Consider the following 24,452-nt stretch of genomic DNA (forward strand, 5'->3'; position numbering starts at 1 on the left):
GCCGGCGATGGCGTCCGTTCAGGCGATGCATGGCTCATGGGCCACATCGCTGGCAAGCCAGCTCCTACAGTTCGGTGTCGATTAGAGATTTTGTGGTCGACGCAAACCTGTAGGCGTGGGGCTTGCCCGCGAATAGGTCCTCAAGATCACTACAGACTCTTCAGAACCGCACCCCCGTGGTAATCATCGCCGCATTGAAACCCAGAAATACCAGTTCGGTCGCCAGCGGCCCGTAATGGGCGCCGACCGACGGAATGATCACGGGCGCCACGCCCAGGCGATTCAACGGGATCTTGTCGCGGTACTCACCGCGATATCCCTGTAGCAACCCTCCCGTCACCTTCGCATACAGCGGATACCGCGAGCTGTCGAAACGCTGGCCGACGTAGCCGTAGTACGACCGCTGGCTGAACGAGTTGCGAAAGGTCGCCGCGCCATACACCCATCCGGACGCTTCATGGCGCTCCAGGCCGATCAGGTCCTGGCGATTGTTATGCTCGGGGTCCGGCGAGTAGTGCCGGGTGTACAGGCTGGTCTGGGCATACCAGAAGCCTTTTTCCTGCGCTGCTTCCTGTGCGGCCTGTGCCAGGCCGGTCGATCCCAGCAGCAGGACGAGAACCTTGAGGGTGGTCGATGTGTTCATGAGGGTTGGCCTTTCGTGGTGCACGGCGATTGAAGAGGTGGCCGTTATACGAAGCCGGACAAGGGGTTGTCAGACCCAGGAGTCTGAAAAGGTTGTAGGGATTTTTACTGATAGCGTGTTTAGCTTATATATATTCGATTCCGATATTTAATTTCTTTTTTACATATCATTAAGCTATATGTCATCGGACTACCGGCTGTGTATCTGCCAATCATCAACACAATGACCGACACCGTTCGCCACACGGACCGATCGTGCGAACTCGGGGCAAGACGCCTCGACTTTGGATTCCAAGGGGAGCGGTATGGGGAGCAACACGCAACACCGGCTGTACTCGGCGATTTTGTCGGCACATTTGCTGACCGCCGCAGGCGCAATAATCTTCAGCCCGGCGGCTGTCGCCGAAGCGGACAACACCACGGCCGACGCGCCGAAACTCGACACTGTGATTGTCACCGGCACCCGCGCCCAGGAGCGTACGGCCAGCGCCTCGCTGTCGCCGATCGATGTGATCAGCGGCGACAGCCTGCGCAGCAGCGGTTCGGATGAACTGGGCACGGTGCTGGCACGGCTGATTCCATCGATCAACTTTCCTCGCCCGAGCCTGGTGGACGGCGCCGAGCTGGTGCGTCCGGCGCAGCTGCGCGGGCTGTCGCCGGACCAGGTGCTGGTGCTGGTGAACGGCAAGCGGCGCCATACCAGCGCCTTCGTCAACCTGGGCGGCGCGGTGGGCCGGGGTTCGGCCCCGGCGGACCTGAATGCGATCCCGCTGTCGGCGGTCGACCATATCGAGGTGCTGCGTGACGGTGCGTCCGCCCGCTATGGTTCCGACGCCATTGCCGGGGTGATCAACGTGATCCTCAAGAGCAGCGACCACGGCGGCTCGATCTCCAGCAAGTTCGGCGAATACAAGAAGGGCGACGGCATCCAGCGCCAGATCGGCGGCAACAGCGGCTTTGCCCTGGGTGACAACGGCTTCTTCAACCTCTCCGGCGAAGGTGCCGACAACGACTACACCAATCGCGCCGGCAAGGATTACCGTCCGGCCAGCGTCGGCTCGACAACCTACGGCCAGCAGGTATTCCGCCAGGGCGAGCCGTCGACCAACGAAGGCAAGCTGCAGTTCAACTCTGCCTACAGCTTCAATGACGCCGCCGAACTCTACAGCTTTGGCGGCTACAGCAAGCGCCGGGGCGAAACCGCGGCGTTCTACCGGGCCAGCAATGCCCCGAACAACAATCCGGCGATTTTCCCCAATGGCTACCTGCCGCTGATTCGCGGCAATCTCGAGGACACCTCGCTGGTGGTCGGCCTGCGCGGCCTGCTGGCGGACGACTGGCACTATGACCTGTCGGCCAACTACGGCAAGAACCAGTACGAGTTGAGCACCGAGACCATCAACACCTCGCTGGGCCTGAACAGCCCGCGCAAGTTCGACAACGGCACCCTGAGCAACGACCAGCGCCAGTTGAACTTCGACCTGTCGCGGGAATTCAATCCCGGCTGGCTGCCGTATCCGGTATCGGTGGCGGTGGGCGCCGAGTACTTGCGCCAGGGCTACCAGATCAGCGCCGGCCAGCCGGAATCCTATTACCAGAGCGGCAGCTCCGGCCTTGGCGGTTTTCGCGCGGCCGACGCCGGCAGCTATTCGCGGCACAACTTCGCCCAGTACCTGGACCTGGAAACCAACTTCACCGAGAAACTCAGCGCTTCGGCGGCGGTGCGGCATGAGGACTACAGCGACTTCGGTTCGAACGTCAGCGGTTCGTTGTCGGCGCGCTACGACTTCACCCCTAGGGTGGCCGTTCGCGGCAGTATTTCCAACGGTTTCCGCGCGCCGTCCCTGGCCCAGCAGAACTTTACCTACACCTCGTCGCAGTTGATCGGCCCGACCATCCAGGAAGCCGGCACCTTCGCGGCCAACAGCCAGGTGGCGCGCCTGCTCGGGGCAGAAGACCTGAAGGCGGAGAAATCGCGCAACTACAGCCTCGGCCTGGTGCTGGAGCCGACGGACAACCTGACGGTCACCGCCGATGTCTACCGGATCGACATCCGCGACCGCATCAGCCTGTCATCCAACCTGGTGCTGAACAACGCGGCGATCAACTACCTGCAGGCCAACGGTGTGGGCAATATCAACTACACCACCGCCCGTTACTTCACCAACGCCACCAATACCAGCACCAATGGCATCGACCTGGTCGCCAACTATCGCTACCAGCTGGATAACGGCGTGCGCTGGAACAGCACCCTGGGCTACAACTACAACCACACCAAGGTCACCGATGTGAAGGACAACCCGGCGATCCTCAACCAGCTGGGGGTCAACCTGGTGCGGGTGGACCGTCGGGAAAAGCTCGGCCTGCTGGGTGATACCACGCCACAGCACAAGCTGACCCTGGGGAACGACCTGAGCTTCGGCAACTGGGTGCTGCACAGCAATCTGGTGCGTTACGGCGAATTCACCAGCTACCAGGCCGATGCGATCAACGACCAGACCTTCAAGGCGGCCTGGCTGTTGGACCTGGCCGCGGACTACAAGCTCAAGCAGTGGACCTTCACCCTGGGCGGCGACAACGTCACTGACAAATACCCGGAAAAACTCAGCGCCTACGCCAACAGCGGCGGCAACCTGGCCTATAGCACTTATTCGCCGTACGGTTACAGCGGCGCGTTTTATTACGGTAAAGTGACTTACAACTGGTAACTATTCAGGAGTTCCGCGCGATTCGTCATGGCTGTCACAGAACCTGCGTTGTTGAGTTTGGCCTATCCGCCGCGCCTTGAGCTGGGGGCGCAGCTGACCCACGAACAATTGCTCAGCTCGATGCAAGCCACCATGGCCCGGCACAAGGGCGGTCCGGTCTGGTTGTTCGCCTACGGTTCGCTGATCTGGCGGCCGGAGTGTTCGGCGGCGGAGCGGGTGCGCGGTCGGGTCCACGGTTATCACCGTGGCCTGTACCTGTGGTCCCATGAGCATCGCGGTACGCCGGAACTGCCGGGGCTGGTGTTCGGGCTGGATCGCGGCGGCTCCTGCAGCGGCTTTGCCTATCGGCTGCCGGAGGAGCAGTTGGAGGCGTCGCTCTATGCCTTGTGGCAGCGCGAGATGCCCGTGCCGTCCTACCGCCCGCACTGGCTCAATTGCCGTCTGGAAAATGGCCAGACGGTCCAGGCTTTGGGTTTTGTATTGGAGCGGCACCTGCCCAGCTACGCCGGCAACCTGCCCGACAGTGTGCTGACCCAGGTGCTGCAAAGTGCCTGCGGGCGTTATGGCACCACCCGTGACTATGTCGAACAGACCGCCAGTGCCCTGCGCAGCCACGCCATGCCGGATCGTAATCTGGAGGCGCGGCTCAAGCGCTGTCGTTCAGGCGCTCACTGATCATTGCAGGTCGGGACGCGGAGCGTCCGCTGAGGCATTCCCACGCGGGGCATGGGAACGATCATGCGGGCTGTTCGGCGTCTCTGCTGGCTGTCAGGCAATGGCTTCGCGACTCTGGCTGGCGACCTGCTTGTGCCACAGGGTCGGGGCCAGGAACGCCATGGACAGCAGGCAGGCAGCGACCAGCAGGACAAAACCGCCGTCCCAGCCGAAGTGATCCACGGTGTAGCCCATGGCCGCGCTCGCCGCGACCGAACCCCCCAGGTAGCCGAACAGGCCGGTGAAGCCGGCGGCGGTGCCCGCGGCCTTTTTCGGTGCCAGTTCCAGGGCCTGCAAACCGATCAGCATCACCGGACCGTAGATCAGGAAACCGATGGAGAACAGCGCGATCATGTCGATGGTCGGGTTGCCGGCCGGGTTGAGCCAGTACACCAGTGTCGCCACGGTCACCAGCCCCATGAACACCATGCCGGTCAGGCCACGGTTGCCACGGAAAATCTTGTCCGACATCCAGCCGCACAGCAGGGTGCCCGGGATTCCCGCCCACTCGTAGAAGAAATACGCCCACGAGGTCTTGTCGACGTCGAAGTGCTTGGCTTCCTTGAGGTAGGTTGGCGCCCAGTCCAGCACGCCGTAGCGCAGCAGGTAGACAAAGACGTTGGCCATGGCGATGTACCAGAGCATCTTGTTGCGCAGCACGTACTTGACGAAGATTTCCTTGGCGCTGAATTCGTCTTCGTGGCTGGCGTTGTAGCCTTCCGGGTAGTCGTTCTTGTACTTCTCGATCGGCGGCAGGCCGACTGACTGCGGGGTATCGCGCATGGTGATGAAGGCGAAGGCCGCGACGGCCAGGGCCACGGCCGCGGGGACGTAGAACGCCGCGTGCCAGTCATTGAACAGACCCATGCCGAGCAGGAACAGCGGGCCGATCAGGCCGCCGCCGACGTTGTGCGCCACGTTCCACACCGAAACCACGCCGCCACGTTCCTTCTGTGACCACCAGTGCACCATGGTCCGCCCGCTTGGCGGCCAGCCCATGCCCTGGGCCCAGCCGTTGATAAACAGCAGGATAAACATCATGGTCACGCTGGAGGTCGCCCAGGGCGCGAAACCGAAAACGAACATCACCCCGGCGGACACCAGCAGGCCGAAGGGCAGGAAGTAGCGTGGGTTGGAACGGTCGGACACCAGGCCCATGAGGAACTTCGACAGGCCGTAGGCGATGGCGATCGCCGACATCGCCAGACCCAGTTCGCCGCGGCTGTAGCCTTCGTCGATCAGGTACGGCATGGCCAGGGAGAAGTTCTTGCGCAGCAGGTAGTAGCCGGCGTAACCGAAGAAGATACCGGCGAAGATCTGCCAGCGCAGACGGCGGTAGGTACTGTCTATTTTTTCCTCAGGCAGGGGCGCCTGGTGTGCGGCAGGTCGAAAGAAGGCAAACATTCAAGAGCTCCAGATTTCTTGTTTTGACTGCGGATGCGAATGTTACATTTTCGTTACCGAAAATAGCAGGCTTTCGCATTCACAAAAGTCAGAAATGGATGACTCTTGATGTTGTTTTATGAACATGTCGCACAGGGGCAGGTGGGCGGCGTTTCCAGACTCAGGGCGTGGCGCCATCGCCCGGCAGCAGATGTTCCTGGATCTTCTCGCTGCGGGACTCGATCAGTTGCCCCTTGTCATCGAAGCGCAGCACCAGCAGCCAGTCGTAGACATTCTCCGGCCAGTGCTTCTGACCGATGAGCTTTTTCGTGTCGCCACCAAAAGCTTCGATCAGGTTGTCGATATGGCCGTGGTGCCAGGCAATCAGCAACACCGGTACTGGGTTGTTCTTGCCCAGGGACTTGACCAGCTTGTCCACCTGGTCGTCGGCATAGGGCTGTTCGACCGGCAGTTGCAGGCGCTGCGAAAGTGGCGTGAGGGTCAGGCGCGGGCGATCGCTTTCCTTACTGTCGCTGGTGGCGATCAGGCGTTGCGGGAGCAAGCCCTGGCCCTTGAGCTGCAAGGGGTCGAAGTAGCTGGCATAGGCTTCGGCACGTTGTTCGCCCTGGGGGCTGAGGCCGCGTCCCTGATCGGGTTTTTCCGCGTGCCGGACGATCAGTACCGTGACGTTGCGCAAACCCATGGCCGCTTTGTCGTCCTTGTGTGCCAGCGCGGTGGCGGGCAGCACCAGGGCCGAAAGCAGCAATGCGCCGGGCAGCAGTTTGTGCAGCAGTGGGATCATGGATTTGCCTCGATGGGGGAGAGCGGACACGCTCGCGGTGAGCGCGTCCCGGCCATGGGGCAGAATATAGCCTTGTTTTGCCGTGGCGCCGGATGAAACCGGCGTCAGCAAACAGCGGGCTCAGCGCACCTGCACCACCACCTTGCCCACGGCCTTGCGCTGGCCGAGGTCGTTGATGGCCTGGGCCGCCTGGGCCAGCGGATAGGTCTGGGACACCAGCGGCTTGAGCTTGCCCTCGGCGAACCAGGCGAACAATTGCTGGAAGTTCGCCGCGTTGTCCTGGGGCTGGCGCTGGGCGAACGAACCCCAGAACACCCCGACCACCGCCGCGCCCTTGAGCAGTGCGAGGTTGACCGGCAACTCGGGGATGCGTCCGCTGGCAAAGCCGACCACCAGCAACCGGCCATTCCAGGCGATGGCACGCACGGCCTGGTCGAACAGGTCGCCGCCGACCGGATCGTAGATCACATCGGCACCGTTGCCGTCGGTCAGGCGCTTGATCTCGTCCTTCAGGCTGGTTTCGCTGTAGTTGATCAGCTCATCGGCCCCGGCGGCCTTGGCCACCGCCAGTTTCTCCGCGCTGCTGGCCGCGGCGATGACCCGTGCGCCCATCGCCTTGCCGATTTCCACGGCGGCCAGGCCCACGCCGCCGGAGGCTCCGAGTACCAGCAGGGTTTCGCCGGGCTGCAATTGCGCGCGTTGTTTCAGCGCGTGCATCGAGGTGCCGTAGGTCATGCTGAAGGCCGCGGCGCTGGTGAAGTCCATCGCGGCGGGAATCGGCAGCACGTTGTAGCCCGCCACCGCGACTTCCTCGGCGAAGCTGCCCCAGCCGGTCAGGGCCATGACCCGGTCGCCGACCTTGAGGTGGCTGATCTTTTCCCCCACGGCCGCGACCACGCCGGCGGCCTCACCGCCCGGCGAGAACGGAAACGGCGGCTTGAACTGGTATTTGCCCTCGATGATCAGCGTGTCCGGGAAATTCACCCCGGCGGCGTGCACCTGCAGGAGGATTTCGTTCTTCTTGGGCAGAGGACTCGCGACCTCTTCCAGCACCAGCGTTTCGGCGGAGCCGAAGGCTTTGCACAGCACGGCTTTCATCGGGCTATTCCTTTGGGAGTGATGGCCGATAAGTGTAGGTGTGTGAGTCAACGGGTCAACGAGCATGCCCTGGCCTGATAGTCGGTTATAAGCTTTGTGCTTGGGCTCGACGGCGGGGATCGATATGCTAGGCCGCAAACCGGATAAGGAGCGAATTGTGAAAGCGTGGATCATGTTGATGTTGGCCTTGTCGCTACCGATGGCGGCAATGGCGGAAGAGGCCAAGGAAGGTGAAGCGGCGGGCCCCAAGGTCAGCTATATCAGCCTGACGCCACCGTTCGTCGGTAACTATGGCCTGGATGGCAGCCCCAAGCTCAAGGTCTACAAGGCCGATGTCGCCTTGCGCGTGACCGGCGATGCCGCGGCCCAGGCGGTCAAGGCCAACGAGCCGTTGATCCGCAACCAGCTGGTGGCGCTGTTTGCCCAGCAGAGCACGGAGTCGATGAGCAATGTCGACGCCAAGGAAAAGATGCGTCAGGAAGCCCTGAAGCAGGTCCAGCAGGTGTTGAACGACGAGACGGGCAAGCCGCAGGTGGAAGACCTGCTGTTCAATAACCTGATCGTGCAGTAGCCCGGACCTGTAGGAGCCGGCTCCGACAGTGGCCGGGTATTTTCAGGACGCCAGGCTCTTGCGAAACCGCGCCAGCGCAATCGCGAAGAACACCAGCCCGATGCCTGCCAGCGCCAGCACATCGGGCCACACCACGCCGACTCCCGCATCGCGAAACAGGATCGCCGCACCGAGGCTGACGAAGTGCGTCGACGGCGAGCCCTGCATTACCCATTGCAGCCATTCGGGCATGCTGTCCAGTGGTGTGCTGCCACCGGACAGCAACAGCATCGGGATGATCACCGGGATCGCCAGCAAGCCGAATTGCGGTGTCGAACGCGCCAGGGTCGCGAGGAAAATGCCCAGCGCCGTGCTGGCGAACAGGTACAGCGCCGTCACCCCGAGGAACAACCCCAGCGAGCCGGCCAACGGCACGCCGAGGGCGCCCTTGACGATCACCTCCAGGGAAATCCAGGTACAGATCACCACCAGCAGCAGGTTGCTCCAGATCTTCGCCAGCATGATTTCCAGGGCGGTCAGCGGTAGCACCAGCAGGTGGTCGAGGGTGCCGTGCTCGCGTTCGCGCAACAGCGCGGTGCCGGTGAGGATGATCGCCAGGATGGTGATGTTGTTGACGATCTGGATCACCGCCAGGAACCAGCCGCCTTCCAGGTTCGGGTTGAACAGCGCCCGGCTGGCAAGCAGCGCTGGCGCCTTGCCGGCGGTGTCGGCCCGGCCGCTGTAGCCCAGCAGTTCGCGCTGGAAGATCCGCCCGATATAGCCGGCGCCCATGAAGGCCTGGCTCATGGCAGTCGCATCGACATTGACCTGCAGCGCGGGCTGTCGCCCGGCCAGCAGGTCGGCCTGGAAATTCGCCGGCACATTGATCACGAAGGTGTACCGGCCGCTGTCCAGGGCCTGGTCCAGCCGGTCGTAGGCCAGTGGCGCGGGGCGCTGGAATTCCGGCGGCTGCAAGGCTTCGCCGAGCTGGCGCGAGAGGGCGCTGTGGTCCTCGTCCACCAGGGCGACGCTGGCGTTGTGCACGCCGATCACCGAGCCGGCGGCCGGCATGTAGATCGCCACGCTGAAGGCGTACAGCAGGAACAGCAACAGCACGCTGTCATGACGCAGGCTGGTCAGTTCCTTCAGGCCGAGGCGCAGGATATGGGCAAGCTTGTGCATCAGGCCTCCTGCTTCTTGAGCATGATCAGGCTCAGGCCGGTGAAGGCCACGAAGAAACCGGCCAATGCCAGGCACTGCGGCCAGAGCTGGCGCAGGTCCAGGGCCTTGGTGAAGGTGCCGACGGCGATATCGAGGAAGTGTCCGGCGGGAAACAGCATGCCCATCAGCGCCGCGGCACCTTCCAGGGACGAGCGTGGCACGATCAGCCCGGAAAACTGGATGGTCGGCAGGCTGGTGATGATCATGGTGCCGAGGATCGCGGCGATCTGAGTGCGGGTAAACGCCGAGATCAGCAGGCCCATGCTGGTGGTCGCGAGTACGTAGAGCAGGCCGCCGAACGCCAGGGCCAGGCCGCTGCCCTTGAACGGCACACCGAACAGCCAGCGATTCATCGCCACCAGCAGGCCCAGGTTGACCAGACTCACCGCCAGGTACGGTGTCTGCTTGCCGAGCAGGAACTCCAGGCGGGTCAGCGGCGTGGCGTAGAAGTTGGTGATCGAGCCCAGTTCCTTCTCGCGGACGATGCCCAGGGCGGTGAGCATGGCCGGGATAAAGGCCAGGATCAGCGCCATGACCCCGGGGCCTATGGCGTTCACGCTGACCACGTCCTGGTTGTAGCGAAAGCGGGTTTCCAGGCGGGCGGGCGGGCGACTGCCCAGGGCCGGGCTGCCTTGCGCGACCAACTGTTCGATATTGGCCTGGTGCACCGCCTCGACATAGTTGCGACTGGTCTCGGCCCGGAACGGCATGCCGCCGTCGAGCCAGGCGGCGACGGTCGGCTGGCGCCCGGCGTACAGGTCGCGGCCGAAGCCCGGCGGGATCTCCAGGGCCAGCTTGATCTCCGAGCGTTGCAGGCGTTTGTGCAATTGCACGGCATCGCGGATCGGTGCCTGCTCGGCGAAGTAGCGGGAACTGCGAAAGGCTTCCAGGTAGGCACGGCTTTGCGGTGTCTGGTCCTGGTCATAGACCGCGAAGGCGAGCTTTTCCACGTCCAGGGAAATCCCGTAGCCGAAGATCACCATCATGAACAGCGCGCCGAGCAGGGCAAAGGCCAGGCGCACCTTGTCGCGCAACAGTTCCTTGCCTTCACGGCTGGCGACCGCCAGCAGGCGCGCGACACTGAAACCGCTGCTGTTCGACGGCGCGGCAGTCGGCACCGCCTGTGTTGCTGTCGCGGGGGGCGCCGGTTCAGGCGTGGCGCTGTCCTGTGCCTGTTCCAGGCAGCGGACAAACGCCGCTTCCAGGGTGTCGCCCTGGAACTGCCGCTGCAGGGCGTCCGGGGTATCGCAGGCCAGGACCCGTCCGGCATGCATCAGCGAGATCCGGTCGCAGCGCCGGGCTTCGTTCATGAAATGGGTCGAGAGGAAGATCGTCACCCCCTGTTCCCGGGACAACTCGACCAGCAGCCGCCAGAAGTCGTCCCGTGCCGCCGGATCGACGCCGGAGGTCGGCTCGTCGAGGATCAGCACTTCCGGGCGATGCAGTACCGCCACCGCCAGGGACAGGCGTTGCCGCAATCCCAGCGGCAGGGCGGCGGAGGGCTGGTCGGCGATTGCGCCGAGGTCGAAGCGCTGAATCAGTTCGTGGATGCGCGCCGCGCTGTCGGTCTTGGGCAGGTCGAACAGGCGGGCATGCAGTTCGAGGTTTTGCCGGCTGCTCAGTTCGCCATACAGCGAGAAGCTCTGGGACATGAAACCGACGCGCTTGCGGGTCGCCAGGTCCCTGGCATCCACGGGCTTGCCGAGCAGCCGGGCGCTGCCTTCACTGGCCGGCATCAGGCCGGTCAGGACCTTCATGGTGGTGGTCTTGCCGCAGCCGTTGGAACCAAGGAAACCGAAGATTTCGCCCCGGCCGATGGCAAAGCTGACCTTGTTCACCGCGGTGAAGTCGCCGAAGCGCAGGGTCAGGTCATGTGCCTCGATGGCGATTTCGGCCTGGCTGCTGTCCCGGGGTGCGATGACCAGGGGTTGGTTGTCGTGGCTGCTGTCGCCCTGGAAATGGGTGAAGGCGTCGTCGAGCTTGCCGCTGGCGGTGCTGCCGGCCAGGGTCCGGCTCGGTCCGGCGGCGATCAGCTTGCCACGGTCGAGCATCAGGCAGTGTTCGAACTGTTCGGCTTCCTCCATATAGGCGGTCGCCACCAGCAGCGTCAGTTGCGGGCGTTGGCGGCGCACCTCGTCCACCAACTCCCAGAAGCGTCGACGTGACAGCGGGTCGACGCCAGTGGTCGGTTCGTCGAGGATCAGCAGGTCCGGTTCGTGGATCAGTGCGCAGCAGAGGCCGAGCTTCTGTTTCATGCCGCCGGAAAGTTTGCCCGCCGGTCGTTCGGCAAAGCGTTCGAGGTCGGTGGCGCGCAGCAGGGTCTGCATGCGCTGGTCGCAGTCGGCTTTCGACAGACCGAACAATGTGCCGAAGAAGCGGATGTTTTCGCTGATGGACAGTTCCGGATAGAGGTTGCCACCCAGGCCCTGGGGCATGAAGGCGATGCGCGGATAGAGGCTGTTGCGGTGACGTCGGTCGTCGATGTCGCCGCCGAGCACTTCGAGCCGGCCTTGCTGGAGTTTCTTGACCCCGGCGATCAGCCCGAGCAGGCTCGATTTACCCGCGCCGTCCGGGCCGATCAGTCCGCAGCGGGTGCCGGCCGGCAGGCTGAAAGCGATCTCCAGTAACGCCGCCTGCTTGCCGTAGCGATGGCTGATGCCACTGGCTTGCAGCGCCAGGCCGCTCATTGCAGGTTGGCCGGCCAGTCCATGGGCGCCGTACGCACGTAGCCGGCGCCGGGCATGCCGGGTTTGGCCTGGGGTACGGCGGCGGGCTCGGTCAGGCGCAGCTTGACCCGGAACACCAGTTTCTGGCGCTCGTCGCGGGTTTCCACTTCCTTGGGGGTGAACTGCGACTTGGCGGCGACGAAGGCAATTTTCGCCGGCAGGGGCTGTTCTGGCAGGGCATCGAGCAGCACGCGCGCTTCGTCGCCCTGGGTCAGGCGGCCGACGACGGAGGCGGGCAGGTAGAGGTTCATGTACTGGTCGCCGGGGTCGATCAGCAGCAGCACGCGCCCGCCGGCACCGAGGACTTCGCCCGGCTCGGCCAGGCGCAGCTGGATGATGCCGTCGATGGGCGCGAGCAGGCTGCTGTCGTCGATTTCGCTGGTCAGTTGGGCCACCTGGGCCTGGGCCGCGCCAATGGACGCGCTCAGCGCCGCGACCTGGGCCTTGGCGGCCAGTACGGCGGCGTTGCTGGTGTCGTAGCGTGCCTGCTGCTGGTCGAGCAGTTGGCCGCTGGCGAACCCGCGCTGGGACAGTTCGCGAAAGCGCTTGAGCTCCTGGCCGGCCAGCAGCAGTTCGCTCTGGCGCAGTTGCACGTTGGCCTGGGCCGCGGCGAAGGTTTCCCGGGCCCGCAGCACTTCGGCCTCGGCCTGGACCCGCTGGGCTTCGAGGGTTCGGGTGTCGATGCGCGCCAGCAGTTGGCCCTTGGCAACCTTGTCGCCCTCGTTGACCAGAACTTCGGCCAGCCGACCGGGGATCTTGCTGGCAATCTGTACTTCGGTCGCTTCGAGGCGACCGTTGCCCATGCTCAGGCCTTCGGGCAGGCGGTCATGGACGGATTTCCAGTAGCCGAAGCCGCCGGCGGCCAACAGCACCACCAGCAGGGAACCGGCGAAAAGGCGGGAGCGACGGTGATTCATCGACATTGCTGCATCCTGCATCAGTAGCGTCCTAGTCTGACCGGATCCGCGCGGTGGCGGCTTGATGTCGGTCAAATGAACGGCAAGCCTAACCTGATTGACGGGGCACTGGCAGAGAGAATGCCGTGACCGGGCAGTTCCGCTCGTTTCAGCGCAAGGCCAGGACGGCGGCCCACTGCTCCGGCGTGACCGGCATCACCGACAGCCGGCTGCCTTTCTGTACCAGCGGCATCTGTTCGAGCGCCGCCTGCTGTTTCAGATAGCCGAGACCGAGGACCTTGGCGAAGGTTTCCACGTGGCCGACCTGCAGCGCGCTCCAGGGATTCTTTTCAGCGCTGGCTTTCGGGTCGTGGTAATGGCTCTGCGAATCCAGCGCCGTCGGGTCCGGGTAGGCCGCCGCGACGATCTTGCCGATGCCGGCGATCCCCGGTTCCGGGCAACTGGAGTGATAGAAGAAGAACTGGTCGCCGACCGCCATCGACCGCAGGAAATTGCGTGCCTGATAGTTGCGTACGCCGTCCCAGCGGGTCTCGCCGAGTTTCGCCAGACCTTCGATCGAGAGTTCGTCCGGCTCGGACTTCATCAGCCAGTAGGCCATGGTTTTGCTCCTTGGGCAGTTTGTCGGGCAATTTCTTGCACAAACCGACAGTCGGTTGACGTCAGCGTTTGCGTAGCGGTTCACGTTATCGCAAAATGCCGGGATTTTAAGCTTGACGCTGCTGCACGGCCTATAAGAGAAACCGCTGCTGTCATCGTATGTGATTTGCCTAGGGGGGCAATCGATGAAACGCAAACCGGATTTACTATGGATTTTGGTTATTTTGTTCGGTTTGGGTGTGGTAACCACGGGTTACGCCCAGGGCCTGTGGTCCGGCAAGAAAGACGTTCCGGTCGAGATCGTCCAGCACCAGCAGCCTCAGCAGTCGACCCTGTTCAAGCGCTGATCCCGCCAAAAAGGCGTCGCCATCTTTGGTGATTCCCTAGCGTATCCAGCTTATTGCGCGATATACCAGGCACGGTCGCTGACCGTTCCCTGCAGCGGCACGTCCCAACTGGCCTGGTCCAGCCTCCCGACTTTCTGACATTCATGGGCCAGTCCCAGCAGGATCGGTTTGCGCCAGCTCTGGCGGCGGGACTGATAGGCCAGGCTGCGATCGTAGAAACCGCCGCCCATGCCCAATCGCCCGCCCAGCGCATCGAAACCGACCAGCGGCAACAGCACCAGGTCGAGTGCCCAGACCTTGCGCTGTGCGGACGGATTGATCCGTGGTTCGAGGATGCGGAAGCGGTTGGGGTGGAGCTTTTCACCCGGGCGAATGCGCTGGAACACCATCTTGGTCCGTGGCCAGGCACTCAATACCGGCAGGTAGGTGTGCTTGCCGCGTCGCTGGGCTTCACGCAGCAGCAGGCGCGGATCGATTTCACCGTCGGTGGGCAGGTACAGGGAGACATGGCGAGCGCGACGGAACAGCGGGTGTTGCGCCAGTTGCCGATACAGGCCGCGTGCGGCCTGGCGTTGTTCGTCGGGCGTCAGGGCGCGACGGGCCTTGCGCAGCAGTCGTCGAAGTTGCGGGCGGGAAAGCGGCGCAGGTTCGGTCATGGGATCGGGCTGTGGGCAATGGAGTGGCCGGGGCGGCTGCCCGTGAAAGCCAATGTCGGCATTGACCGACATTGGCCCGGAACTCAGGCTCCCCGAATGAACCGCTGTCGACTTAGCCCTTGAACCCGAAAGTTCAAGGTGGAAGGTGCAGTAGGCGTTAAGGCTTTCCGTCTAGCGGACATGCACACCGGCCCAACGTGCAAATTCCAGGGTAGTGCAAATCGGCTCAGGGACATCGTCAACTGGCAAGCACCCCAGGGAGTGATGCCAGTATACCTGAAAGCGTCCGTGGGAATCAGCCTTTGGTGGTGTCCGAATCAGACGACAGCACCAGATCCACCCGATCCAGCAGGTCGCGCACCTGTTCGCGCGTCGAGCCGCTGGCCTGCACGTCAGGGCGTTCCTGCTTGTGCAGCAGGTCATGGGTAATGTTCAGCGCGGCCATCACGGCGATGCGGTCGGCACCGATGACTTTGCCGCTGCTGCGGATTTCGCGCATCTTGCCGTCCAGGTAACGGGCGGCGCTGACCAGGTTGCTGCGTTCTTCCTGGGGGCAGATGATCGAATACTCTTTGTCGAGGATCTGCACGGTAACGTTATTGCTTGAACTCATGAGTCTTGCTCCAGGGCCTTGAGGCGCGAAATCATCGATTCGACCTTACGCCGGGCGATTTCGTTCTTTTCAATAAGGTGTGCGCGCTCCTCGCGCCAGGTCTTTTCCTGAGCTAATAGGAGTCCGTTTTGGCTTTTAAGTTGCTCGACCCGGGTAATCAGCAGTTCGAGTCTGGCCATCAGCGCGTGCAGGTCGGTGTCTTCCATTCGTTATCTACTTTGGTGTCCACTGAATATGACGAGCGGTATGCAGGTCGTCGCTGGAGCGCTTGGCAAACGAGTTGTCCGCCTTGATGGTCTTGGCGTGTTCCCGAATGCTAGGATACAAGGCCTTCATTCTAGACATTGCGCCGTTCGGCGCCTAGCCGCCCATGCCTATTCAGAATTCCCCGTACAACGCCTTTGCCACCCTGCTGAGCACCAGCGGTCATCCGGTCTCTCCCGCCGAACTGCACGGGCTGTTGCTCGGCCGCAGTTGTGCCGGTGCCGGCTTCGAAGCCGACAGCTGGCTGGTGGATGCCGCCGAACTGCTCGAAGGCGAACCGCAGGACAACGTGCGCAACGCCCTGGTCGGCTTGCAGGAGATGGTCAAGGGCGAGCTTACCAGCGACGACATGACCGTTGTCCTGCTGTTGCCGAGCGACGATGCGCCGCTCACCGAGCGGGCGATTGCCCTGGGCCAGTGGTGCCAGGGTTTCCTCGCCGGTTTCGGCCTGACCTACCGCGCCAACGCCCTGAGCATCGAGGCCACCGAGGTGCTGCAGGACCTCGCGGCCATCGCTCAGGTCCAGGACGCGCTGGAAGAGTCCGACGACGGCGAGAACGACTACATGGAAGTCATGGAGTACCTGCGCGTCGCACCGCTGCTGCTGTTCACCGAGGTCAACAAAGCGGTTGAGCCGGCTGCCAAGCCTTCGTTGCACTGAGCCAGGACAGGGAGCTCCATCTGCCCATGATTCATATCCCCAAAGCGGAATACGCCCGGCGCCGCAAGGCGTTGATGGCGCAGATGGAACCCAACAGCATCGCGATCCTGCCGGCCGCCGCCGTGGCGATCCGCAATCGCGATGTCGAGTATGTCTACCGCCAGGACAGCGATTTCCAGTACCTCAGCGGTTTCCCCGAGCCCCAGGCGGTGATCGTGCTGATCCCCGGCCGGGCCCACGGCGAATACGTGCTGTTCTGCCGCGAGCGCAATGTCGAGCGTGAACTCTGGGACGGCCTGCGCGCCGGCCAGGAGGGCGCGATCCGCGATTTCGGCGCGGACGACGCGTTCCCCATCAATGATATCGACGACATCCTGCCGGGCCTGATCGAAGGGCGCGACCGGGTCTATTCGGCGATGGGCAGCAACCCGGAGTTTGACCGCCACCTGATGGACTGGATCAATGTGATCCGCTCCAAGGCGCACCTCGGCGCGCAGCCGCCGAACGAATTCGTTGCCCTGGATCATCTGCTGCACGACATGCGCCTGTATAAATCGGCGGCGGAAGTGAAGGTGATGCGCGAGGCCGCGGCGATTTCCGCCCGCGCCCATGTGCGCGCCATGCAGGCCAGCCGTGCCGGCCTGCACGAGTTCAGCCTGGAAGCCGAGCTGGACTACGAGTTCCGCAAGGGCGGGGCGAAGATGCCGGCCTACGGCTCCATCGTCGCCGCCGGACGCAACAGCTGCATCCTGCACTACCAGCAGAATGACGCATTGCTCAAGGATGGCGACCTGGTGCTGATCGACGCCGGTTGCGAGATCGACTGCTATGCCAGCGACATCACCCGTACCTGGCCGGTCAGCGGCAAGTTCTCGCCCGAACAGAAGGCGATCTATGAGCTGGTGCTGGCTGCCCAGGAAGCGGCGTTCGCCGAGATCGCGCCGAACAAGCACTGGAACCAGGCGCACGAGGCCACGGTGCGGGTGATTACCAGCGGGCTGGTGGCGCTGGGACTGTTGCACGGCGATGTCGACGAGCTGATCGACGGCGAGGCCTACAAGGCCTTCTACATGCACCGCGCCGGCCACTGGCTGGGGATGGATGTGCATGATGTCGGCGAGTACAAGGTCGGCGGCGAATGGCGCGTGCTGGAAGTTGGCATGGCGCTGACGGTGGAGCCGGGGATCTACATTTCCCCGGACAACCAGGACGTGGCGAAGAAATGGCGCGGCATTGGCGTGCGCATCGAGGACGACGTGGTGGTGACCAAGCAAGGTTGTGAAATCCTGACCGGCGGCGTGCCCAAGACCGTTGCCGAGATCGAGGCCCTGATGGCTGCGGCCCGGACCGAAGCGGCATGAGCCGGGTCAATCTGGCGATCATCGGCGGCGGCCTGGTCGGTGCCAGCCTGGCGCTGGCGTTGCAGGCCGGGGCCAGGGCACGGGGCTGGAAGATCGTGCTGATCGAGCCCTTCGCCCCCGGCGACAGTTACCAGCCGAGCTACGACGCCCGCTCCTCGGCGCTGTCCTTCGGCGCTCGGCAGATCTACGAACGCCTTGGCCTGTGGCAAGCGATTGCCCGGCGGGCCGAGCCGATCAAGCAGATTCACGTGTCCGATCGCGGACGTTTCTCCACGGCGCGGCTGTCGGCCATCGAAGAAGGGGTTCCGGCCCTGGGCTACGTGGTCGAGAACGCCTGGCTCGGCCAGTGCCTGTGGCAGGGGCTGGACCAGGACGTGGTCAGTTGGCGTTGCCCGGCCGAGGTCACTCGCCTGCAACCGCTGGAAGACGGTTACCGCCTGACCCTCAACGATGAAACCCTGCTCGATTGCGATCTGGCGGTGCTGGCCGATGGCGGTCGCTCCGGCCTGCGCGAGCAACTGGGTATCGGTGTGCGCAAGCGGCCATACAACCAGAGCGCGCTGATCGCCAATATTTCGCCGAGCGAGGCCCATCATGGCATGGCCTTCGAGCGGTTTACCGATGAAGGGCCGATGGCATTGCTGCCATTGCCGGACAATCGCTGTGCGCTGGTCTGGACCCGGCTCGGGATGGACGCCCAACGGCTGGCGGAACTGGATGAACGCAGCTTCCTCAGTGAACTGCAGGGCGTGTTCGGTTATCGCCTCGGCACCTTGAAGCAGGTCGGCGCACGGCACCTGTATCCGCTGACGCTGGTGGAGGCCGAGGAACAGGTACGCCCGCACCTGGCGGTACTGGGCAACGCGGCCCACAGCCTGCACCCGATTGCCGGGCAGGGCTTCAACCTGTCCCTGCGCGATGCCCAGGCGCTGGCGGATGCCCTGCTGGCCAGTGAGACGGCGCCGGGTGATTTCGCCACCTTGCGCGGCTACCAGGAGCGCCAGCGGCTGGACCAGACGCTGACCGTCGGCTTCTCCGACCAGGTCACCCGGCTGTTCGGTACGGCCCGGCCGCTGGTGGCCCTGGGGCGTAACCTCGGCCTGCTCGGCCTCGACCTGCTGCCGCCGGCCAAGCGCTGGTTTGCCCGCCAGGCCATGGGCCTGGGTACCCGTTCCGATGTCTAGAACCCCGAGCCCTGTAGGAGCCGGCTTGCCGGCGATGAACGATAACGCGTTGCAACAGATGCACCGCGCCGTCTGCCATCGCCGGCAAGCCGGCTCCTACAAGGTTTGCCTAACGTTGACTAAGGCTTAAAGCATGGAAATGCGCGCAGATGTGCTGATTGTCGGGGCCGGGATGGTCGGCAGTGCCCTGGCCCTGGCCCTGAAAGACAGCGGGCTGGAGGTGCTGTTGCTCGACGGCAGCCCGATGAGCGTCAAGCCGTTCGACCCGCGGGCCGCGTTCGAGCCCCGGGTGAGCGCCTTGTCGGCCGCCAGCCAGCGCATCCTCGAACGCCTTGGCGTGTGGTCGGGCATTGCCGGCCGGCGCGCCAGCCCCTACCGCGACATGCAGGTCTGGGACGGCAGCGGCACCGGACAGATCCACTTCTCGGCGGCCAGCGTGCATGCCGATGTGCTCGGGCATATCGTCGAGAACCGGGTGGTCCAGGACGCCTTGCTCGACCGCTTGCACGATTGCGACATGGGCCTGCTGGCCAATGCGCGGCTGGAGCAGATGCGCCGCTCCGGTGATGACTGGCTGCTGACCCTGGCCGGCGGGCGCAAGCTGCGCTCGCCGCTGGTGATCGCCGCCGACGGCGCGAACTCGGCGGTGCGCCGCCTGACCGGCTGCGCGACCCGCGAGTGGGATTACCTGCACCACGCCATCGTCACCAGCGTGCGCAGCTCGAAGCCGCACCAGATGACCGCCTGGCAGCGCTTTACCGATGACGGCCCGCTGGCCTTCCTGCCGCTGGAACGCGATGGCGGCCAGGACTGGTGTTCGATTGTCTGGTCGACCACGCCGGGTGAAGCCGAGCGCCTGATGGCACTGGACGAGGCGACTTTCTGCCGCGAGCTGGAGCGGGCCTTCGAAGGTCGACTCGGCACGGTACTGTCCGTCGACCCACGCCTGTGCGTGCCGCTGCGCCAGCGCCATGCCAAGCGTTATGTCGCCGAAGGGCTGGCGCTGATCGGCGACGCGGCCCATACCATTCACCCATTGGCCGGGCAGGGCGTGAACCTGGGGTTCCTCGATGCGGCGGTACTGGCCGAGGTGCTGTTGCACGCGGTCGAGCGTGGCGAGCGGCTGGCGGATGTACAGGTGCTCAGTCGCTTCGAGCGTCGGCGCATGCCCCACAACCTTGGCCTGATGGCGGCGATGGAGGGTTTCGAACGACTGTTCCAGGCCGATCGCCTGCCGCTGCGCTGGCTGCGCAACACCGGCCTGAAGATGGTCAACCAGATGCCGGAGGCCAAGTCCCTGTTTGTCCGCCAGGCGCTAGGCCTGAGTGGCGACCTGCCGGAGCTGGCCAGGGCCTGACAGTGCGCGGCAACATCTGGTAACGCCTCCGCGCCGACTTCGGTTGAGGTGCCAAATGTGAGTCACTATCATTTCGCGTTCATTTCGAATTCGAGAGATCGCTCCCATGTCGGCACCGAAGCGTCTACTGACGGCCCTGGCCCTAACCTTCGTGGCGGGCGCGGCCCATGCCGCCGACGAAGTGGTAGTGTACTCCTCGCGTATCGATGAGCTGATCAAGCCGGTGTTCGATGCCTACACCCAGAAGACCGGGGTGAAGGTGAAGTTCATCACCGACAAGGAAGCGCCGCTGATGCAGCGGATCAAGGCCGAGGGCGAGAACGCCACCGCCGACCTGCTGCTGACCGTCGATGCCGGCAACCTCTGGCAGGCCGAGCAGATGGGCATCCTGCAGCCGTTCACCTCCAAGGTGATCGACGCCAATATCCCGCTGCAATATCGCTCGTCGGCCCACCAATGGACCGGCCTGAGCCTGCGGGCACGGACCCTGGCCTATTCCACCGAGCGGGTGCAACCCGCCGACCTGACCACCTACGAGGCCCTGGCCGACAAGCAGTGGGAAGGTCGCCTGTGCCTGCGCACGGCGAAGAAGGTCTACAACCAGTCGCTGACCGCCACCCTGATCGAAACCCATGGTGCCGCCAGGACCGAGCAGATCCTCAAGGGCTGGGTGAACAACCTGTCCACCGACGTCTTCTCGGATGACATCGCGGTGCTCGAGGCGATCAACGCCGGGCAGTGCGACGTCGGCATCGTCAATACCTACTACTACGGTCGCCTGCACAAGCAGAACCCGAACCTGGCGGTGAAACTGTTCTGGCCGAACCAGGGCGACCGAGGCGTGCATGTGAACCTGTCGGGGATCGGCCTGACCCGGCATGCACCGCACCCGGAAGCGGCCAAGGCGCTGGTGGAATGGATGACCACACCTGAAGCCCAGCGGATCTTTGCCGACGTGAACCAGGAGTTCCCGGCCAACCCGGCGGTGCCGCCGTCGGCGGAAGTGGCGAGCTGGGGCAAGTTCGTGCCCGATGCCCTGCCGGTGGAAATCGCCGGCAAGCGCCAGGCCGAGGCAATCCGCCTGATGGACCGCGTCGGCTGGAACTGACAGGGGCGCCACACAAAGCCCGGTCGCGACACAAAACCCTGTGGGAGCCGGCTTGCCGGCGATAGTATCGATGCGTTCTCCTGCCCGACCCTGTCGCCTGGATCGCCAGCAAGCCGGCCCCCACAGGGGGCCGGCGTGTAAACACCTGTTCTGAGAGCTCCCTTGGCCCATCCCGCCCAACGCCGCTGGTATCCCCTGGTTCTCGCCGTCGCCGCCCTGGTGCTGTTGCCGCTGAGCGTGCTGTTGCTGTCCTGGCAGTCGATCGACCTGCAGATCTGGTCCCACCTCTGGGAAACCCAGATGCCCCGCCTGCTGGGCAATACCCTGACCCTGGTGGTCGGCGTCGGCGTCGGCGTCACCCTGCTTGGCGTCAGTCTCGCCTGGCTCACCAGCCTCTGCGAGTTTCCCGGCCGTCGCTGGCTCGATTGGGCGTTGATGCTGCCCTTTGCCATTCCGGCCTATGTCCTGGCGTTTGTCTTCGTCGGCCTGCTGGACTTCGCCGGCCCGGTGCAAAGCCTGTTGCGCGAAGTCTTCGGCAGCGGCTTGCGGCTGCCACGGGTACGTTCCACCGGCGGCGTGATCCTGGTGCTGGTGCTGGTCTTCTATCCCTATGTCTACCTGCTGGCGCGCAACGCGTTCCTGGCCCAGGGCAAGGGCTTGATGGAGGCGGCCCGGGTCCTCGGCCAATCGCCCTGGCAGGCGTTCTGGCGCGTGGCCCTGCCCATGGCGCGTCCGGCCATCGGTGCCGGCGTGGCGTTGGCACTGATGGAAACCCTGGCGGATTTCGGCGCGGTCTCGGTGTTCAACTTCGACACCTTCACCACCGCGATCTACAAGACCTGGTACGGCTTCTTCAGCCTCTCCAGCGCGGCCCAGTTGGCCAGCCTGTTGTTGCTCGCGGTGATGCTGGTGCTCTACGGCGAGCGGCGGGCCCGGGGCGCCAGTCGTGCCGGCAACGAACGGCCACGGGGCAAGGCGTTGTATCACCTGCACGGGGTCAAGGCCTGGGCCGCCAGCGGCTGGTGCCTGCTGGTGTTCGCCTGCGCCTTTGTCATCCCATTGCTGCAACTGCTGGTGTGGTTCTGGCAACGCGGTCGCTTCGACCTCGATGAGCGCTACACCGGGCTGATCCTGCACACGCTGTACCTGGGCGGCATGGCCGCGCTGATCACCGTCGCCGTGGCGCTGGTGCTGGCGTTCGCGCGGCGCCTGGCTCCGACCCGGGCCATCCGCGCCGGAGTCAGCCTGGCGAACCTCGGCTATGCGCTGCCCGGCTCGGTGCTGGCGGTGTCGATCATGCTCGCCTTCAGCTACCTGGACCGGGAACTGGTGATCCCGCTGTCGAGCTGGCTCGGCGGTGCCGGCAAGCCGTTGCTGCTGGGCAGCCTGTCTGCCTTGTTGCTGGCGTACCTGGTGCGTTTTATCGCAGTGGCCTATGGGCCGCTGGAAAACAGCCTGGCACGGATTCGCCCGTCGTTGCCGGAAGCTGCTCGCAGCCTGGGTGTCAGTGGGCCACGACTGTTTTTCAAAGTGTATCTGCCGTTGCTGCTGCCGGGCACCTTGAGCGCGGCCTTGCTGGTGTTTGTCGACGTGCTCAAGGAAATGCCCGCGACCCTGCTGATGCGCCCGTTCGGCTGGGACACGCTGGCGGTGCGGATCTTCGAGATGACCAGTGAAGGCGAGTGGGCGCGGGCATCACTGCCGGCGCTGACCCTGGTGCTGGTCGGCCTGTTGCCGGTGATTGGCCTGATCCGTCGCTCGGCTCGGCAAATCGGTTAGGTGCCAGGTCGGTCCCTTGCGGCTACAATGCGCGGCATTCGGTGCGGTCCGTCTGACAGACCGGGTGCTGGAACATGGCTCAAGGCCCCATCCATAAAGGGCTCAAGCCAATCCGACGCCTGTCCGCACCTTCGCCACGCCCGGAAGGAGAAACCCATGGGACAGCGTACGCCTCTGTATGACCTGCACCTCGCCCTTGGCGCGAAGATGGTCGATTTTGGCGGTTGGGATATGCCTCTGCATTATGGCTCGCAAGTCGAGGAGCACCATCAGGTGCGGCGCGATTGCGGGGTCTTCGATGTTTCGCACATGACCGTGATCGATATCGCCGGCAGCCAGGCCAAGTCCTGGCTGCAGTATCTGCTGGCCAATGATGTCGAGCGTCTCGACAGCCCCGGCCGCGCCTTGTACAGCGCCATGCTCGACGAGCAGGGCGGGGTGATCGACGATATGATCGTCTATCGCACCGACGACGGTTATCGCCTGGTGGTCAACGCGGCCACCCGCGACCAGGACCTGGCGTGGATGAACGCCCGGATCGGCCAGTTCGACGTGCAATTGCTGGAGCGCCCAGAACTGGCGATGCTGGCGATCCAGGGGCCGCAGGCCCGGCACAAGATCAGCGAACTGGTGACCCAGTCCCGCGGCCAGTTGATCCAGCAACTCAAACCCTTCGAAGGCCGCAGTGACGGCGACTGGTTCATCGCCCGCACCGGCTATACCGGTGAAGATGGCCTGGAAATCGTGTTGCCGGCGCAGCAGGCGCCCGGTTTCTTCAACGACCTGGTCGGCGCCGGCATTTCCCCTATCGGCCTCGGTGCCCGCGATACCTTGCGGCTCGAAGCCGGGATGAACCTCTACGGTCAGGATATCCACCTGGATGTCTCGCCCCTGGCTGCCAATATGGCCTGGACCATTGCCTGGGAACCGGCGTCCCGTGACTTCATCGGGCGCGCCGCCCTCGAAGCGGAAAAGGCGAGTGGGCCGAAGCTCAAGCTGGTCGGCCTGGTGCTGGAAGAACGGGGTGTCTTGCGTGCCCACCAGGTGGTTCGTATCGCTGATATTGGCGAAGGAGAGATCACCAGTGGTAGTTTCTCTCCTACGCTAAGCAAGTCGATTGCGCTGGCGCGTGTTCCCTCGGCGACAGCTGATCGCGCCGAAGTGGAAATTCGCGGCAAATGGTACCCGGTTCGCGTGGTTAGGCCGACGTTCGTGCGTCATGGCAAAACCCTGGTCTGATTTTATCTGGCGAGCCCGCGTGGCGGGCCGCCGACACTTTTTTCGAGGACACTGAATATGAGCCAAATCCCTGCCGATCTGCGTTTTGCCGAAAGCCACGAATGGGCCCGCCTGGAAGCCGACGGTACGGTGACCGTGGGCATCAGCGACCACGCTCAGGAAGCCTTGGGCGATGTGGTGTTCGTTGAGCTGACGGAAGTCGGCAATGAGTTCAAGGCCGGTGATCAGGCGGGTGTGGTGGAGTCGGTGAAGGCCGCCTCCGATATCTACGCGCCGGTTTCCGGTGAAGTGATCGCGGTCAACGACGCCCTGTCCGGGGAGCCGGAGCTGTTGAACAGCGACCCTTACGGGGCGTGGATCTTCAAGCTCAAGCCGAACGACGAGGCTGACCTGGGCAAGCTGCTGGATGCGGCGGGCTACAAGGCCGCCATCGGCGAGTAATAGGTACACTGAATTGTGGGAGCCGGCTTGCCGGCGATGAGGTCCTCAAGCCTTGTACTGTCCTCAGGGACGCCATCGCCGGCA

Annotated in this window: 23 protein-coding genes and 1 other RNA gene; 12 read left to right on the forward strand and 12 right to left on the reverse strand. The window is 64.0% G+C overall.

The annotated features are described in order from the left end of the window. Nucleotides 1–160: 160 nt before the first annotated feature. Entirely contained in the window at nucleotides 161–643 is a 483-nt protein-coding gene (locus HX851_RS00475) for a sn-glycerol-3-phosphate transporter (protein ID WP_177058258.1), read from the reverse strand. A 304-nt stretch (nucleotides 644–947) separates the two neighbouring features. Between HX851_RS00475 and HX851_RS00480 the strand changes: the two genes are divergently transcribed. After that, complete coding sequence (locus HX851_RS00480; RefSeq protein ID WP_177064542.1) at nucleotides 948–3,350, forward strand: TonB-dependent receptor plug domain-containing protein; 2,403 nt, start codon at nucleotides 948–950, stop codon at nucleotides 3,348–3,350. A gap of 27 nt (nucleotides 3,351–3,377) precedes the next feature. Next, nucleotides 3,378–4,025, forward strand: a complete 648-nt coding sequence (locus HX851_RS00485; RefSeq protein ID WP_177058256.1) for a gamma-glutamylcyclotransferase — start codon at nucleotides 3,378–3,380, stop codon at nucleotides 4,023–4,025. Nucleotides 4,026–4,118: 93 nt separating this feature from the next. On the opposite strand, the gene glpT is transcribed toward HX851_RS00485, so the two are convergent. From glpT to HX851_RS00500, 3 genes are all read right to left on the reverse strand, one after another. After that, entirely contained in the window at nucleotides 4,119–5,468 is a 1,350-nt protein-coding gene (gene glpT, locus HX851_RS00490; protein WP_177058255.1) for a glycerol-3-phosphate transporter, read from the reverse strand. Between the two features lie 160 nt (nucleotides 5,469–5,628). Then, a complete protein-coding gene (locus HX851_RS00495) occupies nucleotides 5,629–6,249 on the reverse strand; it encodes a flagellar basal body-associated protein FliL (protein WP_177058254.1) in 621 nt (206 codons plus the stop codon). A 120-nt stretch (nucleotides 6,250–6,369) separates the two neighbouring features. After that, on the reverse strand, nucleotides 6,370–7,347 hold the full coding sequence (locus HX851_RS00500) for an NADPH:quinone oxidoreductase family protein (protein WP_177064544.1): 978 nt from the start codon (nucleotides 7,345–7,347) through the stop codon (nucleotides 6,370–6,372). Between the two features lie 157 nt (nucleotides 7,348–7,504). Here HX851_RS00500 and HX851_RS00505 point away from each other — a divergent pair, with 157 nt between their 5' ends. Then, nucleotides 7,505–7,918, forward strand: a complete 414-nt coding sequence (locus HX851_RS00505; protein ID WP_177058252.1) for a flagellar basal body-associated protein FliL — start codon at nucleotides 7,505–7,507, stop codon at nucleotides 7,916–7,918. Between the two features lie 42 nt (nucleotides 7,919–7,960). On the opposite strand, the gene HX851_RS00510 is transcribed toward HX851_RS00505, so the two are convergent. From HX851_RS00510 to HX851_RS00525, 4 genes are all read right to left on the reverse strand, one after another. Beyond that, complete coding sequence (locus HX851_RS00510) at nucleotides 7,961–9,079, reverse strand: ABC transporter permease (RefSeq protein WP_177064546.1); 1,119 nt, start codon at nucleotides 9,077–9,079, stop codon at nucleotides 7,961–7,963. Further along, nucleotides 9,079–11,805 (reverse strand): ribosome-associated ATPase/putative transporter RbbA, encoded by a 2,727-nt coding sequence (rbbA, locus tag HX851_RS00515; protein WP_177064548.1) that lies wholly within the window; start codon nucleotides 11,803–11,805, stop codon nucleotides 9,079–9,081. Before rbbA ends, HX851_RS00510 begins: the two co-directional genes overlap by 1 nt. Further along, complete coding sequence (locus tag HX851_RS00520) at nucleotides 11,802–12,767, reverse strand: HlyD family secretion protein (RefSeq protein WP_177058249.1); 966 nt, start codon at nucleotides 12,765–12,767, stop codon at nucleotides 11,802–11,804. Before HX851_RS00520 ends, rbbA begins: the two co-directional genes overlap by 4 nt. A 142-nt stretch (nucleotides 12,768–12,909) precedes the next feature. After that, a complete protein-coding gene (locus tag HX851_RS00525; RefSeq protein ID WP_177058248.1) occupies nucleotides 12,910–13,359 on the reverse strand; it encodes an EVE domain-containing protein in 450 nt (149 codons plus the stop codon). A gap of 184 nt (nucleotides 13,360–13,543) precedes the next feature. Here HX851_RS00525 and HX851_RS00530 point away from each other — a divergent pair, with 184 nt between their 5' ends. Beyond that, a complete protein-coding gene (locus HX851_RS00530; protein WP_177058247.1) occupies nucleotides 13,544–13,705 on the forward strand; it encodes a hypothetical protein in 162 nt (53 codons plus the stop codon). Between the two features lie 50 nt (nucleotides 13,706–13,755). Here the strand turns inward: HX851_RS00530 and HX851_RS00535 are convergent, their stop codons facing one another. The 4 genes from HX851_RS00535 to HX851_RS00550 form a co-directional block, all read right to left on the reverse strand. Continuing rightward, nucleotides 13,756–14,361, reverse strand: coding sequence for a 5-formyltetrahydrofolate cyclo-ligase (locus HX851_RS00535; RefSeq protein WP_177058246.1), 606 nt, complete (start codon nucleotides 14,359–14,361; stop codon nucleotides 13,756–13,758). An 85-nt stretch (nucleotides 14,362–14,446) separates the two neighbouring features. Beyond that, nucleotides 14,447–14,625, reverse strand: a non-coding RNA gene (gene ssrS / locus HX851_RS00540) — 6S RNA. 31 nt (nucleotides 14,626–14,656) lie between these two features. Then, a complete protein-coding gene (locus HX851_RS00545) occupies nucleotides 14,657–14,974 on the reverse strand; it encodes a cell division protein ZapA (RefSeq protein WP_177058245.1) in 318 nt (105 codons plus the stop codon). Then, a complete protein-coding gene (locus HX851_RS00550) occupies nucleotides 14,971–15,180 on the reverse strand; it encodes a TIGR02449 family protein (RefSeq protein ID WP_017125437.1) in 210 nt (69 codons plus the stop codon). The genes HX851_RS00545 and HX851_RS00550 overlap by 4 nt, the downstream gene beginning before the upstream one ends. 164 nt (nucleotides 15,181–15,344) lie before the next feature. Between HX851_RS00550 and HX851_RS00555 the strand changes: the two genes are divergently transcribed. The 8 genes from HX851_RS00555 to gcvH all read left to right on the forward strand — a co-directional run bounded on the left by HX851_RS00555 (nucleotide 15,345) and on the right by gcvH (nucleotide 24,368). Further along, the gene (locus tag HX851_RS00555) at nucleotides 15,345–15,899 is read left to right on the forward strand and encodes a YecA/YgfB family protein (protein ID WP_017125436.1); all 555 of its coding nucleotides are present in this window, start codon (nucleotides 15,345–15,347) and stop codon (nucleotides 15,897–15,899) included. Between the two features lie 26 nt (nucleotides 15,900–15,925). After that, on the forward strand, nucleotides 15,926–17,260 hold the full coding sequence (gene pepP, locus HX851_RS00560) for a Xaa-Pro aminopeptidase (RefSeq protein ID WP_177064550.1): 1,335 nt from the start codon (nucleotides 15,926–15,928) through the stop codon (nucleotides 17,258–17,260). After that, nucleotides 17,257–18,444 (forward strand): 2-octaprenyl-6-methoxyphenyl hydroxylase, encoded by a 1,188-nt coding sequence (ubiH, locus tag HX851_RS00565; RefSeq protein ID WP_177064552.1) that lies wholly within the window; start codon nucleotides 17,257–17,259, stop codon nucleotides 18,442–18,444. The genes pepP and ubiH overlap by 4 nt, the downstream gene beginning before the upstream one ends. Before the next feature lie 139 nt (nucleotides 18,445–18,583). Continuing rightward, nucleotides 18,584–19,801 carry a 2-octaprenyl-3-methyl-6-methoxy-1,4-benzoquinol hydroxylase gene (locus tag HX851_RS00570; protein WP_177064677.1) on the forward strand — a complete coding sequence of 406 codons (1,218 nt, stop codon included), beginning with the start codon at nucleotides 18,584–18,586 and terminating at the stop codon, nucleotides 19,799–19,801. Between the two features lie 106 nt (nucleotides 19,802–19,907). Further along, complete coding sequence (locus HX851_RS00575; RefSeq protein ID WP_017125432.1) at nucleotides 19,908–20,909, forward strand: extracellular solute-binding protein; 1,002 nt, start codon at nucleotides 19,908–19,910, stop codon at nucleotides 20,907–20,909. 162 nt (nucleotides 20,910–21,071) lie between these two features. Continuing rightward, nucleotides 21,072–22,688, forward strand: coding sequence for an ABC transporter permease (locus HX851_RS00580; protein WP_177064554.1), 1,617 nt, complete (start codon nucleotides 21,072–21,074; stop codon nucleotides 22,686–22,688). A 156-nt stretch (nucleotides 22,689–22,844) separates the two neighbouring features. Then, a complete protein-coding gene (gcvT, locus tag HX851_RS00585; RefSeq protein ID WP_177058239.1) occupies nucleotides 22,845–23,927 on the forward strand; it encodes a glycine cleavage system aminomethyltransferase GcvT in 1,083 nt (360 codons plus the stop codon). A 57-nt stretch (nucleotides 23,928–23,984) separates the two neighbouring features. Further along, nucleotides 23,985–24,368 carry a glycine cleavage system protein GcvH gene (gene gcvH, locus HX851_RS00590; protein WP_177064556.1) on the forward strand — a complete coding sequence of 128 codons (384 nt, stop codon included), beginning with the start codon at nucleotides 23,985–23,987 and terminating at the stop codon, nucleotides 24,366–24,368. Nucleotides 24,369–24,452 lie beyond the last annotated feature (84 nt).

The sequence above is a fragment of the Pseudomonas gingeri genome (assembly GCF_013385635.1).
GTDB lineage: Bacteria > Pseudomonadota > Gammaproteobacteria > Pseudomonadales > Pseudomonadaceae > Aquipseudomonas > Aquipseudomonas gingeri_A.